This window comes from Pseudomonas sp. Arb-4-2C (assembly GCF_055755015.1).
In genome coordinates, this window is the sequence record NZ_CM146899.1 from 3995066 (window position 1) to 4011124 (window position 16059).

Sequence of the window (16059 nt, forward strand, 5' to 3'; positions counted from 1 at the left end):
CAAGAGATTTCAACGGAACGTGCCAGGCGCCTTGAACAACAACGGCTGCGGCCTGGCGGGCCGACTTTGCAAACTGTCGCAGGTAAACAACTGTGGGCGCTCGATGACATAACCCTGAGCGTAATCCACCCCGATTTCAAGCAATGCCTGCTCGATCTGGGTTGTTTCAACAAACTCGGCAATTGTCTGCTTACCCATGACATGGCCGATGTGATTGATCACTTCGACCATTGCGCGGTTAATCGGGTCGTCCAGCATATCCTTTACGAAACTCCCGTCGATCTTCAGGAAGTCTACAGGCAAATGTTTCAGATAAGCGAATGAAGACATTCCGGCGCAAAAGTCATCGAGCGAGAAGTAACAGCCTAAGCCTTTGAGTTCATTAATAAATCGAATGGCACTACCGAGATTGGAAATGGCACTGGTTTCAGTAATTTCAAAACAAATCATTTCAGGTGGTATGGCGTAATTAACAAACTGTTCACGCAGAAAGTGCAAGAACGCGTCATCTCCGATAGTAATGCCTGAAAGATTAATCGCACACATTGCCAACGGCCCTTCATGTTGTTCGGCAATACATTGGGCAATGACTTTAAAAACATTCTCGACCACCCAGCGGTCGAGTTGACTCATCAGACCATAACGTTCGGCTGCCGGAATGAAACTGTCCGGCAGGATCATCCGCCCGGCCTCATCATGCAGGCGCAGAAGTATTTCGATGTGCCCTGCGCCTCCCGCCGCGGGGCTCAGCGGGGCAATTTCCTGGGCGTAGAGGCAGAAGCGGTTTTCTTCCAGCGCCATGTGCAGACGCTGCACCCAGGCCATTTCGCCAAAGCGCAAGGACAGCTCGGAATCATCGGCATGGTAGACCTGCACCCGGTTACGGCCCTTTTCCTTGGCCATGTAGCACGCCATGTCGGCGGCGCGCAGCGAAGCTTCGAGGGTGGCCGGTGTCTGGGCGATGTGCACCAGGCCGATGCTCACGGTGGTCAGGAATGGTCGCCCCTTCCACACGAAGTGCAAGTTCTGCACGGTCTGGCGCAGGCTCTCGGCGATCTTCTCCGCAGCCTCCGGTGCGCAGTTCTCCAGCAAGATACCGAACTCGTCCCCGCCCAGCCGCGCCAGGGTGTCGCCCTCACGCAAGCCCGATTGCAACAGCGTGCAGATGTGGCGCAACAACTCATCGCCGGCGGCGTGACCGCAGGTGTCGTTGACCAGTTTGAACTGGTCCAGGTCAAGGAACATCAGCGCATGCCGCCCGGACTGCCGTGTCAGGTTGTGCAGGGCCTGCTCCAGGCGGTATTCGAATTCGCGGCGGTTGGCCAGACCGGTCAGGGCATCGTGGGTCGCCTGCCACGACAGATTAGCGATGTACTGCCGCTCCTGGGTCATGTCATGCAGCACCAGCACCGTGCCACTGATCTTTTCGGCATTGCGGATCGGCGCGCCCACCAGTGTCACCGAGACCGTGCTGCCGTCCAGACGCTGTATCAGCTTCGAGTGCTCGCTGCCGCCGACCAGTTTGCCGCTGAGAATATGCTCGATCAGCGTCAGTCCTTCAGCCTGGGCGTTGTCATCCAGCAGGTTGAACAACGCCGCCAGCGGCAGACCTGCCGCGTGCTCGGCCTTCCAGTGCGTCATGGCCTCGGCGGCCGGGTTCATGTAATCGATGGCGCCGTCGACATCGGTGGTGATGACGCCGTCGCCGATCGATTGCAGGGTGATGTGCGCCCTGTCTTTCTCCAGTTGCAGCGCCTGGGCAAAGGCATGGCGCTGCTTGAGCAGCTTGTGCGTGCGCAACAGGGCCAGCACGATCAGCCCGAGCGCCGTCGCCAGATTGGTGAACAGCAGCAGGCGCAGAATCATCCGCGAGCCTTCACCCAACGCATCGCTGAACGCCTTGGCCGCCGGCGTCACACCGTCATTGATGGCGAAAATCCGCGCTTTCCAGTGCTGGATATCAGCCGGCGTTACGAGGTTTTCGCTGATGCGCTGATGCATCTCACGTGCGACATTGTCCAGTTGAACCAGATAGCCATCGCCAATCGTCCAGCGGTCGATCGCGGTTTCCAGATAACTGAAATGGCGGAAATTGAGATACAGCCAGATCAGGCTGGAGACGTCATCGGGATGATTGCCGCCCTTCAGAATCCCGTCCCGCGCTGCCTGTAGATCTGGTGGCTGTCGATCAAGGGCCAGACGCAACTCATGCCCGCCCTGTGGCACGGCAATCGCTTCCTTGTACTTGAGGAAGATCGCCTCGTCGCGGCTGTCGGCGTAGAGATTCAGATAATAGATGGCGTCTTTCTGGCCCTTGGACCAAAGACTTTCACCGGCCACATAGCCGCGAACGGCCGACAGGACGTAAAGACTCACGCCCCCCAATAACGCCTGAAATAACACGACGGCAATAAATGGCCAGACGATGCCTAACAACCGTGGCGTTCCGAGAGTCCTTTTTTGCTTCATGAGGTCCTTTGCGCACGCACTGCCATCATCAAGAGGAGACCGCTAGAGCTAGCCTAGGGGGCGATCCCCCTTCCGGCAAGCCAGGACATTTTCAACCTGCGTTACCTATGTACCGCACCCAGGGTTCTCGATGCTTCGACACTGACGGCTTCCGATCATTCCAGAGCCGCTCCCCCCATGCAATCACCGATATCCGCACTGCAACGCCATACCGCCCAACAGGCAGAATACCGTTCGCTGAACACCGCACTGCGCGCCGTCCTCACGGCCTCGACCTCGTTGGACACCCATTACCTGTCTCCCCAAGCGCATTCGCGCCTCGGCGCGGCGCACGAGCGAGCGCAAACACTTCTGCAAGCGCTGTTCGAAGAAGCCGGCAATCGGCAACTGCACGAGCATCTGCAAGCTGCCAAAGGGCTGCTGTTAGAAGTCAGTGCCGTGGGCGATCAGTGCCACTTTACGTTCAGCCGTCGCGACGAAAGCACCGCCCGCCACACCATCGAGGATGTCAAAAAGGCCTCCGCCAGCATTCAAGAGTTTCAGCGAGCGTTGCTGAGTATAGGCGCACACCTGCGTACCGACAGGCTGTTGCCGCTGTCACAACTGCTGCGTGAGTCCGGGTTCACATTACCGGACAAGCCGGACGCTACGACACTGGCCCGGCTGATTAACGAAATAGAAGAACAACGCGCCAGCCACCGACTGAATCTGCGCCAGAACCCGGGGCTGACGCAATTGATGAGCGATGACGACAAAGCCGCGATTAACGACCTGATTGGCGATTGGCTCACCGGCAAAACCCTGTCACCCATCGACAGTCTGGCCGCTGAGGTGATACCGGCGTTCACCGGCAAGCAGCTGGAAGATCAGCCCGCCTCGTGCCTGGAGCGCCTGCTCGATACGCCCAAGGCGCAGGGTCTGGGCCAGCGTATTCTGCAAGCACTGCAGTGGTATGGCGCACAGCCTGACGAGCAAACGCTGCCTGACATCGGCGCACGCCTGCTGCTTGAAGCCTTGTGCCTGTGGTACGAAGTGGCCAACGACGGCAGCTCGGCCCAGGTGGCCGGTTTTGCACTTGAGCAACGGGCTCACTACGGGAAGAGCTACACCAGCCTTCGCCGGGATTTTCTGAAGCATCTGGAGGACTCTTGCCACACGTCGACAGCGATCGAGAAACACCTGTTGGGGTGGGTATGCCTGGCGCGGTTCCCACTGGAGTTTCAAGTGCGCGACATTCCTGAAGACTTGCCCTATGCCTGTTCGACGGTCTGGGTGAATTTCGTGCACGGCACCCACCTCGCCCATGCCCTTGACCCCGAGCTGCTGCACGCCCTGACCTTTCAACAGTTGCTCGACCTGCCCCTGACGAAAAGCGCAAACGCCAACGCCGACCTGCAAGCCCTGATTGCCGCGACTCGTGCGCCAGCAGCGCAAACCTGGGCGCTGGCGACGGGGGCATTGACGCCCTCGGACGCGCCATCAACCGCGCAGGCTGCCATGCAAGCGCTGGAGGATCACGAGGCGCAACTGAACAAGGCGATCCTGCAACTGGATGTCGAGCCGCCGCAACGCCTGCCACTGGCCAGGCAATTGCTGCAACGCGCGCTGGCCAATGACCTTTACGACCACACGAAGATTCACCTCAAGCGCCACCATCATCAATCGGCCAACCGTCATCGACGCAGCATTCTCGACACCCCGGACGTCGCGCTCCCCATCTGGCCGTTGCTGGAGGTGTATGCCAGCGGCGCGCTGACCGTCGATGCCCGCTGGTACGTCAGCGAGGATGGCAGGCGTGCCAGCGAATGGATCAGCCTGAGTGCAGAAGGCAAACTGCAAAGCGGATTTGTCGACAGCGCAGGCTCGCACCCGGGCCAACGCCTCTCCCAATTCCCGACCGGTCGCACCCTACCTGACATCAAGAACGTGTTCGAGCAGCAGTTCGATACCTATCTGGCCAAGACCAGAAGTGCCTATGAGTACCTGATTAAAAGTCAGCTGGTGACACTGCCATCGGCTGATCGTCAGGCGCTGGAACATGGTGAAGTGAAAATCCTCAGCCTCAGGGAACAGACCCGTCGCATCGAAGCTCACCTGGAAACACCGGAAAACATCCTGCGGCACCGGGCACGCATGGGGTTTGTGTTACAGGCGACTTATCAGGGGACATCGAGCTTCTACGAGTGCCTGCCGCGCGCCGGCATGATTCGCAAACGCCCGGACCTGACAGTCAGCCATGTGGGCGGGATTGTATTGCCGCCACTGCCTCCAAAACGCGGGAGGACCAAGGGCCAGAGCATCCGTCGTATCACTGCCCGCCCGCTGCCGTTCGACTACGATGCGCACAGGAACGGCTCAATACCCAGGCAGCAGGTCATATGTGTCGCGATCCTCGAACCGCTGGGCGATGCATTTCCCCCTTCGACGCTCCCGTCGGCCCATCACCCAAGCGCACCGAACCTGAACTTCACCTCGCCGAGAACCGGGCAGATCGCCTCTTTCGTCGCCACCCGGTTGTTCTATGTCGATGAACAGGCGCTGCGCCGCGAAGCCTGGGGCGAAACCCGCTTCGAGCGAGAAAACAACAAGCAACACTGGATCTTCCGGCTCAAGGCATTTATCCCGTTCTGGGGCAGCCTCGACGACCTGCAATCAGACAAATCCGGCACACGCTTGTTGGGCATCGTCGGCCTGCTGTTCGACATTGTTTCGTTCGCGATTCCGCTGGGCAAGTTCATCGCCGGCAGCATTCGCCTGGCCGCAGCGGCAGGAAAAATGGCGATTCGTGCAACCCTGCCACGCATGGCGCAACTGTCGACAAGTCTGGTCATTGCCAGCCTGAGAAATCTCAATCCGCTGGACGCGGTGCCGGCCTTGCTCAAGCTCGGTGGCCGCGGTGTGATCGGCGCGGTGCGAGCCGCTGCACACCTGGAAAACCGTGCGGTATTGCGCCTGAAAAAACTGGCCGGCAGAAGCGGTGAATACGATCTGCTGCACAGCCTGCCGCAAACGCTGGATGCCGGAAGCTGGAAACCCCTGAGCCCGGCCGATCACCTGGCCGTGGTCAGAGGCATTGACGATGTGCCGGTGCGCAACGTTGCCGTCAACGGGTTCCGGCATCACCTGCTCGACCCGCTCTCCAACCGCCCTTACGGGCCGCGACTGATTGCGCAGGAGCATGACTTTTCACTCGGGCGCTCACACTACCGCGGGGTGACGAAAACCGACGATCAAATCGTCATCGACCTGCCGCAAAACGCGCGAGTGGAACATCTGCCCGAAACAAGTGGACGGACCACGGTGCTGATCGACGACGTGCCCTATCGATTCGACGGCGACGAACTGCGTCGCGTCGATCTTCTCGACGAGAGTCAGCACTGGAAGCTGTTGCCATGCCGTTTTCGCCGCGCACCCGGGCCAGCAGGCGACTGCCGCGTCAGCTATATCACCGCAGAGCCCGCACCGACCCCGCCTCTGGGCACGATCGACAAGGAAAAAGGCTATGCGCCATGGTTCGGCGAGCGAGTCTCGGAACCGGTCCCCCTGCCCGGGCACAACGGTACGTTCCTGGCCGTCGACGCCAAGCTCTATCGCATCGTCGACAACCGCCCGACACTGTTCACCGGTGATCTGCATCGCTTGGGGTTCAGTCGTGGCAGGCTGGTGCCGCGACAACAGATTCAGGCCACGCTGCAGTTTCGCAAAGGGATTTTCGCCCGCATCAAGACGGGTGGCACCTACGATGGCATCAACGACTCGCATCAGGTCGGTGCGGTGCTCGTGCCGGCCCTCGACGACTCCTGCGCTCACGTGTTCTTTCGGGTGAACCACCAAGAGTACTACCTCGCCAGCATTGCCAAGGGCGAGATTCCCGGCAACCAGTTGAGCTTCAAACGCCTGACACCTGCCGAGCTGGCCGACGGCACGCTGGGCGCGGAACTGCTGACCGTCTACACCGGTTCGCTGCATGCCAACAATGTCGCGCGCATTCATGGCCTCGAAGCTGTGCAGCGCGCCATGCACACCATGGAACAGATCGCGATCCCCATCGGCACCCAGGCAAACCCTGCGAACAACATGAAATGGCTGAAGGTCGATACCAGTCCGGGCGAGGCGCTGATGTTCGATCACTCGACCCGAATGATCGTCACACGCCTGCCCGAAGGTGCCGTCACCTGGGCACGCAGCAAAGAAGCACCGCAGGCCTTTCGAGAAAAAACCGCGGAGATTTTCGACACCCTGTTCCTCTCACCCACCGTGCACCCGACCACTGCCAACGCGGCACTGCGCATCGACGGCGCCATGCAGAAACTGCAGAACCTGCTGGCCCTGCGTGAGCGGCCGATCAACCCGCGCAACATAGCCTACGCCGAAGTCACCACCGCCAGCGGCCTGCGCGAAATCTACGTCAGCGTCTCCGGCGCGCAAGGCAGCACGCAGCGCCTGCCGCTGTTTCGGCACATGGGCGCCAATCACGTGCGGATCGGTCAGACCACCTACATCAATATCGACTACAACCCGGCCTTTGCGCGCACTTCGCTGGAGGTGACCGAACAAGGTCAACTGCTGGCGGTGCCGCTGACCATCAAGGAGTTGAAAAGCTATCAGCCAACGCAGACCAGCCGCCCCACTTCACTGGACAGTGAGAGCAAGCTGATCAGCATGATTCGCGAAAAATACCCTGATCCGAAGGAAATCCGCGCCGTCGACATCGCGACGACCATGCGCCCGTGCGAATCCTGTTCAGTGGTGATGAAGCAGTTCGCCCATGACGGTGGGGATGCGGCGTTGCAAGTGCTCTGGGGTTGATTACAGACGTTGCAGGTGGCCATACAGCTTGGCATACAAGCCGCCATCAGCGATCAGTTGCTGGTGGTCGCCGTCCTCGGCCACTTGGCCGCTGTCGAACACCAGCACCCGATCCGCCTGCTTCACCGCTGACAGGCGATGGGCAATGATCAGCGTGGTGCGACCATTGAGGAACCGCGCCATGGCCTGATGCAGGTTGTACTCGGTCGCGGCATCGAGGGCCGAGGTGGCTTCGTCGAGGATCACCACTTTCGGCTCGGCAAGGATCATCCGCGCGATTGCCAGGCGCTGACGCTGACCACCCGACAGGCGCACGCCAGAGCGTCCGACAATGCTGTCGAGGCCGTCCGGCAGCGCCCGAATGGTCGCCTCGAGCTGGGCGATTTCCAGCGCCTGCCAACAAGCCTCGTCGCTGCGGGTGCGGCCCATGGTCAGGTTGGCGCGCACCGTGTCGTTGAACAGTGCCGGATGCTGCAGCACCACCGCGACGTTTTCGCGAATCAGCTCCAGGCCGATTTCCTGCTGAGTCGAACCGCCGAAACGGATGGTGCCGGCCACCGGCGTGTACAGCCCGAGCAGCAACTGCACCAGGGTACTTTTGCCACCGCCACTGGCACCGACAATCGCGACTTTTTCACCGGGGGCGATGGACAGGTTCATCTGATCCACCACCAGTTCATCGCCGTAACCGAAGCTCAGCCCCTGCACCTCGATACCCACGGTTTCACGGCCCTTGAACGGATCGACGCCGCCCGGGTACTGCGGCTCGTCAGCCCGCGCCAGCAGTTCGTTGATCCGTGACAGTGCGCCGCCCGCCGCGTAGTAGGCGTATTGCAGATTGAGCAGTTGTTCGACCGGGCCGATCATGAACCACAGGTAACTGAACACCGCGAGCATCTGCCCGATCGACAGGTCGGAAAACAGCACCGTGAGCATGGCAGCGGCGCGAAAGATGTCGATGCCGAACTGGAACAGCAGGCCGCTGGCGCGGTTCGAAGCGTCAGTCTTCCACTGCGAGTTGACCGCGTAGTTGCGCACTTCCTGCGCGCGCAATCCGAGTCGCCCGAGAAAGAAACCCTGACGGTTGCCGGCGCGCACTTCCTGGATCGCATCAAGGGTTTCACTCAGGGCCTGAGTGAAGCGCGAGGTGCTGTCGTTTTCCAGTTTCTTCAGGTGCTTGACCCGCTTGCCCAGTTGCACTGTGGCGTAGATCACCAGCGGGTTGAACAGCAGGATCAGCAGCGCCAGTTTCCAGTGCATCCACATCAGGATGCTGGCGGTGCCGACCAGCGTCAGCATCGCCACCAGAAAACGGCTGAGGGTTTCGCCGACGAACTTGTCGAGGGTGTCCAGATCGGTGACCAGGTGCGTGGTCACCGTGCCGCTGCCGAGGCTTTCGTACTCACCGAGAGAGATACGTTTAAGGCGCTCGATCAGGCGCACACGAATGCGGTAGACGATGTCCTTGGCCAACCGCGCAAACAGTCGCGCCTGCAGCACGCCAAAGCACAGGGCACTGCAACGCAGAGTCAGGGTGACCAGCAGCATCAGGCCGATATAGCCCGCCGCCTGCTGCCACATCGACGGCAACACGTGGTTCATGATGTTCAGTGCCGCATCGCCATGGCCGAGCAGGACTTCGTCCACCAGCAATGGCAACAGCAACGGAATCGGCACGCTGCACAGCGTCGCCAGGACGGCCACGCCGTTGGCGATCCACAGGGATTTTTTGTGATGAAGTGCCAGACGCCGGACTTCTGCCCAGCTCAGCCGGTCGACACGCTTTACGGCTGGCGTGTCATCGGCCCGGTCAGGCACAGGCCGCGCGCTCCAGCCAGCGGCCAAGCAATGGCGACAGCTCACTGAGCGGTTGATAGCCGTTGGTCAGCAACGCCAGTTGGCCGTTGCGTTCGGCGAGCAGGGTCGGGAACCCGGCGATGCCCAGATCCTGCACCCAACTGAAATCGGCCTGCGTCGCCTTGTGCTGATCGGCATGATCGAACAAGGCAGCGAATTCGATACGCGGCACGCCAGCCTTTTCAGCCAGTTCCACCAGCACGCCGGCTTGGGTGACATCGCGACCTTCAGCGTAAAACGCCTGCTGGATCAAACCGACCAGTGTCCACGCGCAATCCGGCGCCAGGCTGCGCGCGGTGACGATCGCCCGGCAGGCAGGCTCGGTGTCGTAGACAAAACCGTCGGGCAACGCGCCGTCAAACTTGAACGGCTGACCGGTGGCCTCGGTGACCGCTTGCCAGTGCTCAAGGATGTAGCGCCGCGTGGTCGGTTCCAGCGCCGCACCGCTGCCGGTGCGCAAGCCGCCGACCACCAGATGCAACTCCACCCCGGCTGCCTGCGCCTGTTCGACCAATGCCTTGGCGACCGGAGCGAACCCCCAGCACCAGGAACACATCGGGTCCATCACATAGAGCAGGCGCGCAGACATGATCAGGCCTCGGTGGATGCTTGTTTATAGTTGTAGCCGATCGGGTGCGGCATGTTGCGCGCCTTGGCCAGTTCGATCTGTTTCTGCCGATCGATGGCGCTGCGCCGGGTTTTCTCGCTCAGCTTGTCCCAGCAATGCGGGCAGCTGATGCCGGCCACGTAATGCTCGGAGGCGCGATCTTCAACGCTGACCGGTGTGCGGCAGGCATGACATTGATCGTAGTCGCCTTCGCTGAGGTCGTGACGCACAGTCACGCGGTTGTCGAACACAAAGCAGTCGCCCTGCCACTTGGTTTCTTCCTGCGGCACCTCTTCGAGGTACTTCAGGATGCCGCCCTTGAGGTGATAAACCTCTTCATAACCTTCGCCGAGCATGTAGCTGGAGGCCTTTTCGCAGCGAATGCCGCCGGTGCAGAACATCGCGACCTTCTTGTGCACGGCCGGGTTGAAGTGTTCTTTGATGTAGTCGGGGAATTCGCGAAAACTGGTGGTTTTCGGATCGATGGCGCCTTCGAAGGTGCCGATCGACACTTCGTAGTCGTTGCGGGTGTCGATCAGCAGCACTTCCGGATCGCTGATCAGCGCGTTCCAGTCTTGCGGCTCGACGTAGGTGCCAACCTTTTTGTTCGGGTCCACGCCTTCGACGCCGAGGGTGACGATCTCTTTCTTCAGTTTGACTTTGGTACGGTAGAACGGCTGTTCGTCGCAGTACGACTCTTTGTGGTCGATGTCGATCATGCGCGGGTCGTTCTTCAGCCAGGCGAGCAGGCCGTCGATGCCTTCGCGGCTGCCGGACACCGTGCCGTTGATGCCTTCTTCGGCGATCAGCAGAGTGCCTTTGATGCCATTGTCGACCATCGCTTGCAGCAGGGGCTCGCGCAGGTTGACGTAATCTTCGAGGGTGACGAACTTATACAGTGCCGCCACGACAATCGGTTGTGTCATGGGTATTTCTCCAGGTGGCTACCCTCGCAAAGGGTGAACCGGATTCAAAAAAAAACGCGCCGGATGAGCGGCGCGTTGCGGATTCTAGCAAAAAACCCGGGTTTAGTGCTTGCTGCCGCCAGCACAGGTCGGCGACGCCGGGGCGGCGCCCACCTCTGCCCATTCCTGCGGGGTGTACGTGTGCAGCGCCAACGCATGGAACTCGCCCATCAGCTCGCCGAGCGTGCCGTAGACTTTCTGGTGGCGCTTGACCCGGTTCAGGCCTTCGAACTGCGCGCTGACCACCACCGCCTTGTAGTGGGTCTGCAACCCGCGACTGTGCATGTGGCTTTCGTCCAGCACCTGCAGATGCTCAGGCTGAAGCAGGTTCAGCGTCGATTCGATGCGTTGTTGCATGGTCATCACGAACTCCGCTTACTTCTTCTTGGCCGGCGCAGCGCCTTTCGGTGCCAGCTCGTTGGTCATGTCGTCGAGCAGCTTGTTGACGACAGGGACGGCGCTTTCCAGTTTGGCCTGGGTCATCTGGGCCGATTGCTGGGTCAGCTGCGGCATTTTTTCCAGGACTTTCTTGCCCAGTGGCGACTGGTAGAACGCGACCAGGTCCTTGAGCTCCGATTCGCTGAAGTTGCTGGTGTAGAGCTTGACCATGTCAGGCTTGAGCTTGTTCCAGCCGATGGCCTGGTCCAGGGCGGCATTGGCCTTGGCCTGGTAGGTTTCCAGTACGGCTTTCTTGGATTCCGGGGCTTTGGTCTGTTCAAAGCGCTGAGCAAACATCTGCTGCACTTGCATGTACACCGGAGTGCCCAGTTTGTCAGCGTGCGCCAGGGTCAGGAAAGCTTCGGCACTGGCGTTGTGGCTGGCGGTATCGGCAAGCACCTGGCCGCTGGCGCAAACCAGTGCAACCGCGGTACAGATGGCACGAAGACGAGTCATCGAGTTTCCTTTTCTAGCTAGCGAGGTAAAACCCCAAGGGCGACCATTCTGCGCCTAAAAAACCTCGTGGCTCAACCCCCCGGCCCTTGCCGTGCTTGATTGACGGGGTTTTACCGGTCAACAATCGGTTCAAGGGAACCACCAAGGCCTGACCGGGCCTAAACTGCGCAAACAGACCAACAGGAGTGTGCACGATGAGCCGTATCGAAACCGACAGCCTGGGCCAGATCGAAGTCCCGGACGACGCTTACTGGGGTGCTCAGACGCAACGCTCGCTGATCAACTTCGCCATCGGTCAGGAACGCATGCCACTGCCGGTACTGCACGCCCTGGCCCTGATCAAGAAAGCCGCCGCACGGGTCAACGACCGCAACGGCGACCTGCCCGCCGACATCGCCCGCCTGATCGAACAGGCCGCCGACGAAGTGCTCGACGGCCAGCACGATGACCAGTTCCCGCTGGTGGTCTGGCAGACCGGCAGCGGCACCCAGAGCAACATGAATGTCAACGAAGTGATCGCCGGCCGCGCCAACGAATTGGCCGGCAACCCGCGCGGCGGCAAGACGCCAGTGCACCCCAACGATCACGTCAACCGCTCGCAAAGCTCCAACGACTGCTTCCCCACCGCCATGAGCATCGCCACCGCCAAAGCCGTGCAGGAGCAATTGCTGCCGGCCATCGCCGAGCTGTCCGGCGGTCTGGCCGAACTGGCGGCACGCCACATGAAACTGGTGAAGACCGGTCGCACGCACATGATGGATGCAACGCCGATCACCTTCGGTCAGGAATTATCGGGTTTTATAGCGCAGCTGGATTACGCCGAGCGGGCGATCCGCTCAGCGCTGCCGGCGGTGTGTGAACTGGCGCAGGGCGGGACGGCTGTCGGCACGGGTTTGAATTCGCCGCACGGCTTCGGCGAAGCGATTGCCGCAGAGCTTGCCGCCCTGTCCGGCCTGCCGTTCGTCACCGCGCCGAACAAGTTTGCCGCGCTGGCCGGGCATGAGCCGCTGACCAGCCTGTCCGGCGCCTTGAAAACTCTCGCCGTGGCCCTGATGAAAATCGCCAACGACCTGCGCCTGCTCGGCTCTGGCCCGCGCGCAGGCTTTGCCGAAGTCAAGCTGCCGGCCAATGAACCGGGCAGCTCGATCATGCCGGGCAAGGTCAACCCGACCCAGTGTGAAGCCCTGTCGATGCTCGCCTGCCAGGTGTTGGGCAACGATGTCACCATCGGCATCGCGGCGAGTCAGGGCCACCTGCAACTGAACGTGTACAAACCGGTGATCATCCACAACCTGCTGCAATCGATCCGCCTGCTCGCCGACGGTTGCAGCAACTTCCAGCAGCACTGCATCGCCGGTCTAGAGCCAGACGCCGAAGTCATGGCCAGACACCTGGAACGCGGGCTGATGCTGGTGACGGCGTTGAACCCGCACATCGGTTATGACAAGTCGGCAGAGATTGCCAAGAAGGCTTACAGCGAAGGCCTGACCTTGCGTGAAGCGGCGCTGCAGCTGGGGTATCTGACGGATGAAGAGTTCGATGCGTGGGTACGGCCGGAGAACATGATCGAGGCTGGTGCCAAGGGCTGATTTTGTAGCGCCTGAAAGTCCGTCTTCGCGAGCAGGCTCGCTCCCACAGTGGACCGCATTCTCATGTTGGAAATGCGGTCAAATGTGGGAGCGAGCCTGCTCGCGAATGGGAGCGACGCGGTCTAACCGGCTGCAATCCGCATCCGCCGTGCCTTCAGCCCGGCAATCAACGACGGCCCCAACGCCACCAGCGCCGACCCCAGCACCACCAGCACTGCCCCGCCATAACCCAGACCATTGATCTGCTCGGCATGCACATAATCCGGCCACACCCCGGCGGCAATCGCCACTGCGCCGAAGGTCACCAACGGCGTGATCGCCAACGTCGCACTGACCCGCGACGCCTCCCAATGTGCCAGCGCCTCGGCAAATGCGCCGTAGGCAATCAGCGTGTTCATGCAGCACGCCAGCAGCAGCCAGCCCTGCAACGGGCTCAACTCCAGGGCTTTGAGCGGATGCACCCACGGCGTCAACAACAGCGCGCAGAACAGGTAGATCACCATCATCACCTGCAACGACTTCCACACCGTAAGCAGTTGCTTCTGGCCCAGTGCGTAAAACGTCCAGACCGTAGAGGCCAACAGCACCAGTAACACACCCGCGGTGTAGTCCGACAAAGAGGTGAGCAATTCGGCCAGGCGCTGATTGAAGAACAACACAAAGCCGATCAGCAACACCGCCAGACCAATGCCCTGACCGATACTGAAACGCTCCTTGAACACAAACAGGCTGGCGATCAGCAACATGATCGGCCCCATCTGCACCACCAGTTGCGCGGTGCCAGGGCTCAGCAGGTTAAGCCCCATCAGGTACAGCACGTAGTTGCCTACCAGCCCGAGAACCGCCATCAGCACCAGCCAGCCGCCTCGAGGGCCGAGCACCTTGCGGCTCGGCAGACGCTTGACCGAAGCCAGATAAATGAACAGGCAACCGCCGGAAACCAGCAGGCGAAACCAGGTCACGGTGATCGGGTCCATCACCTGCAATACCTGTTTGAGCTTGATCGGCAGGATGCCCCACAGAAACGCCGTCAGCAGCGCCAGGAACAGACCGTAAACCCAGCGACCGGATGAAATGTGCATGCGAACCCCAATGCCTGCTGACAAGAGCGGTCATTCTAGGCCCGCACGCAGACGCAACACAGGGACAGTTCGGGCCAGGCCGCGAATGAAACTGTGCAGGTCGCAGCATTAAATTGACGAATCGCCGTTGATCGGCTGCCCGGGCGTGCCAAGTGCTTCAGGCATAAGCTCATTGGATCCTTTCACCCGATCATCCAAGGAGCCCGATCATGTTAGGAATGCGCGCCCAGGACAGCGCCCCCGCCACGCACTTTCGTAGCGACCGGGTGTGTCGGGTCAATGGCGAACTGTTTTTCTGCACACGGGAGAACACCCTTGAAGGGCCGTTCGACAGCCAGGAGACAGCCGAGCAGGAAATAAAGGCGTATATCGCGCGGATGCAGCTTCTGGATTCCAACCGGTAAATCCGGTTTGATCCCTTCGCGAGCAGGCTCGCTCCCACAGGAGAACGCGGTCACCTGTGGGAGCGAGCCTGCTCGCGAAAGCGTCCTGACAGGCAATACAAATCTGCAGGGTCAGCGCACCGCCTCAAACAACCCCGTCGCCCCCATCCCGCCCCCCACGCACATGGTCACGACGCCGTAACGCAGATGGCGCCGCTGCAACTCGCGCACCAGATGCCCGACCTGCCGCGACCCGGTCATGCCGAACGGGTGGCCGATGGAAATCGAGCCGCCGTTGACGTTGTACTTGTCGTTATCGATCTCCAGCCGGTCCCGGGCATACAGGCACTGCGAAGCAAACGCCTCGTTGAGTTCCCACAGATCAATATCCGCCACCTGCAAGCCTTTGGCCTTGAGCAGTTTCGGCACCGAGAACACCGGGCCGATGCCCATCTCGTCCGGCTCGCAGCCAGCCACGGTAAAACCACGGAAAAACGCCTTGGGCTTGAGTCCCAGTTGCAGGGCTTTTTCCAGGCTCATCACCAGGGTCATCGACGCGCCGTCGGACAGCTGCGACGAATTGCCGGCGGTCACCGAACCGTCCTCGGCGAACACCGGCTTCAAGCCGGCGAGGCTTTCGTAGGTGGTGTCCGGCCGGTTGCAGTCGTCGTGATCGACAATCCCGTCGAGAATCTGCACCTCACCGCTGTTTTTGTCCTCGACCCGGTACTTGACCGCCATCGGCACGATTTCATCATTGAACAGCCCGGCGACCTGCGCCTGGGCGGTGCGCAGCTGACTTTGCAGCGCATAACGGTCCTGGGCCTCGCGGCTGACATCGTAACGGCGCGCAACCACTTCGGCAGTCTGGCCCATCGTGTAATAGATGCCCGGCACCTGCTGCTTGAGCAACGGGTTGATCAGGTGATCGGTGTTGACGCTTTTGAGGGTCAGACTGATCGACTCGACGCCGCCGGCAACAATGATGTCGCTGCAACCGGAAGCGATCTGGTTGGCGGCAATCGCGATCGCCTGCAGGCCCGAAGAGCAGAAGCGATTAAGGGTCATGCCGGCCACGTTGGTGCCCAGGCGTGAGAGCACCGCCACGTTGCGGCCGATGTTGTAACCCTGCGCGCCTTCGTTGGAGCCGGCGCCGACAATGCAGTCCTCGACGCTGGCCGGATCGATGTCGTTGCGCGACAGCAGCGCATTGACGCAATGGGCCGCCATGTCGTCGGGACGGGTCTGGTTGAACTTGCCGCGAAAGGACTTGGCCAGGCCGGTCCGCACGCTGTCGACGATCACCACTTCACGCATGGCATACCTCAATTGTTGTTGTCGGATGAGAGTGCACCGAGCATAAGTCCACCCCGCCGCCGACCGCGACAATCATTCACCCCGCGT

The 16059-nt window shown here is 60.8% G+C and carries 11 protein-coding genes; 3 read left to right on the top strand and 8 right to left on the bottom strand.

Translation table 11 applies throughout. The annotated features are described in order from the left end of the window. Positions 1 to 9: 9 nt before the first annotated feature. A complete protein-coding gene (locus AC0J41_RS17990) occupies positions 10 to 2469 on the bottom strand; it encodes an EAL domain-containing protein (protein ID WP_025113076.1) in 2460 nt (819 codons plus the stop codon). Positions 2470 to 2646: 177 nt separating this feature from the next. Between AC0J41_RS17990 and AC0J41_RS17995 the strand changes: the two genes are divergently transcribed. Then, positions 2647 to 7278 carry a hypothetical protein gene (locus AC0J41_RS17995; RefSeq protein WP_473013218.1) on the top strand — a complete coding sequence of 1544 codons (4632 nt, stop codon included), beginning with the start codon at positions 2647 to 2649 and terminating at the stop codon, positions 7276 to 7278. Here the strand turns inward: AC0J41_RS17995 and AC0J41_RS18000 are convergent, their stop codons facing one another. The 5 genes from AC0J41_RS18000 to AC0J41_RS18020 form a co-directional block, all read right to left on the bottom strand. Beyond that, positions 7279 to 9096, bottom strand: a complete 1818-nt coding sequence (locus AC0J41_RS18000; protein ID WP_473013219.1) for an ABC transporter ATP-binding protein — start codon at positions 9094 to 9096, stop codon at positions 7279 to 7281. Next, positions 9089 to 9691 carry a DsbA family protein gene (locus tag AC0J41_RS18005; RefSeq protein WP_473016018.1) on the bottom strand — a complete coding sequence of 201 codons (603 nt, stop codon included), beginning with the start codon at positions 9689 to 9691 and terminating at the stop codon, positions 9089 to 9091. Before AC0J41_RS18005 ends, AC0J41_RS18000 begins: the two co-directional genes overlap by 8 nt. Positions 9692 to 9726: 35 nt before the next feature. Then, positions 9727 to 10668, bottom strand: a complete 942-nt coding sequence (trhO, locus tag AC0J41_RS18010) for an oxygen-dependent tRNA uridine(34) hydroxylase TrhO (protein ID WP_025113072.1) — start codon at positions 10666 to 10668, stop codon at positions 9727 to 9729. Positions 10669 to 10770: 102 nt separating this feature from the next. Continuing rightward, positions 10771 to 11070, bottom strand: coding sequence for a BolA family protein (locus AC0J41_RS18015; RefSeq protein WP_025113071.1), 300 nt, complete (start codon positions 11068 to 11070; stop codon positions 10771 to 10773). Between the two features lie 12 nt (positions 11071 to 11082). After that, positions 11083 to 11601: a DUF2059 domain-containing protein gene (locus AC0J41_RS18020; protein WP_003226938.1), complete on the bottom strand. Its 519-nt coding sequence runs from the start codon at positions 11599 to 11601 to the stop codon at positions 11083 to 11085. A gap of 194 nt (positions 11602 to 11795) precedes the next feature. On the opposite strand from AC0J41_RS18020, the gene AC0J41_RS18025 reads away from it, so the two are divergent. Further along, on the top strand, positions 11796 to 13190 hold the full coding sequence (locus AC0J41_RS18025) for a class II fumarate hydratase (RefSeq protein ID WP_025113070.1): 1395 nt from the start codon (positions 11796 to 11798) through the stop codon (positions 13188 to 13190). 122 nt (positions 13191 to 13312) lie between these two features. Here the strand turns inward: AC0J41_RS18025 and AC0J41_RS18030 are convergent, their stop codons facing one another. Then, positions 13313 to 14272 (bottom strand): DMT family transporter, encoded by a 960-nt coding sequence (locus AC0J41_RS18030; RefSeq protein ID WP_473013220.1) that lies wholly within the window; start codon positions 14270 to 14272, stop codon positions 13313 to 13315. 209 nt (positions 14273 to 14481) lie between these two features. On the opposite strand from AC0J41_RS18030, the gene AC0J41_RS18035 reads away from it, so the two are divergent. After that, the gene (locus AC0J41_RS18035) at positions 14482 to 14676 is read left to right on the top strand and encodes a DUF6316 family protein (RefSeq protein WP_473013221.1); all 195 of its coding nucleotides are present in this window, start codon (positions 14482 to 14484) and stop codon (positions 14674 to 14676) included. Between the two features lie 111 nt (positions 14677 to 14787). Here AC0J41_RS18035 and AC0J41_RS18040 read toward each other — a convergent pair whose 3' ends face one another. Further along, positions 14788 to 15972, bottom strand: coding sequence for a thiolase family protein (locus tag AC0J41_RS18040; protein WP_473013222.1), 1185 nt, complete (start codon positions 15970 to 15972; stop codon positions 14788 to 14790). Between the last annotated feature and the right edge of the window lie 87 nt (positions 15973 to 16059).

Coding starts and splice junctions, on each gene's coding strand:
- AC0J41_RS17990 (WP_025113076.1), bottom strand. CDS start 2,469: ATGAAGCAAAAAAGGACTCTCGGAACGCCACGGTTGTTAGGCATCGTC.
- AC0J41_RS18035 (WP_473013221.1), top strand. CDS start 14,482: ATGTTAGGAATGCGCGCCCAGGACAGCGCCCCCGCCACGCACTTTCGT.
- AC0J41_RS18020 (WP_003226938.1), bottom strand. CDS start 11,601: ATGACTCGTCTTCGTGCCATCTGTACCGCGGTTGCACTGGTTTGCGCC.
- AC0J41_RS18040 (WP_473013222.1), bottom strand. CDS start 15,972: ATGCGTGAAGTGGTGATCGTCGACAGCGTGCGGACCGGCCTGGCCAAG.
- AC0J41_RS17995 (WP_473013218.1), top strand. CDS start 2,647: ATGCAATCACCGATATCCGCACTGCAACGCCATACCGCCCAACAGGCA.
- AC0J41_RS18030 (WP_473013220.1), bottom strand. CDS start 14,272: ATGCACATTTCATCCGGTCGCTGGGTTTACGGTCTGTTCCTGGCGCTG.
- AC0J41_RS18005 (WP_473016018.1), bottom strand. CDS start 9,691: ATGTGTTCCTGGTGCTGGGGGTTCGCTCCGGTCGCCAAGGCATTGGTC.
- trhO (WP_025113072.1), bottom strand. CDS start 10,668: ATGACACAACCGATTGTCGTGGCGGCACTGTATAAGTTCGTCACCCTC.
- AC0J41_RS18015 (WP_025113071.1), bottom strand. CDS start 11,070: ATGACCATGCAACAACGCATCGAATCGACGCTGAACCTGCTTCAGCCT.
- AC0J41_RS18025 (WP_025113070.1), top strand. CDS start 11,796: ATGAGCCGTATCGAAACCGACAGCCTGGGCCAGATCGAAGTCCCGGAC.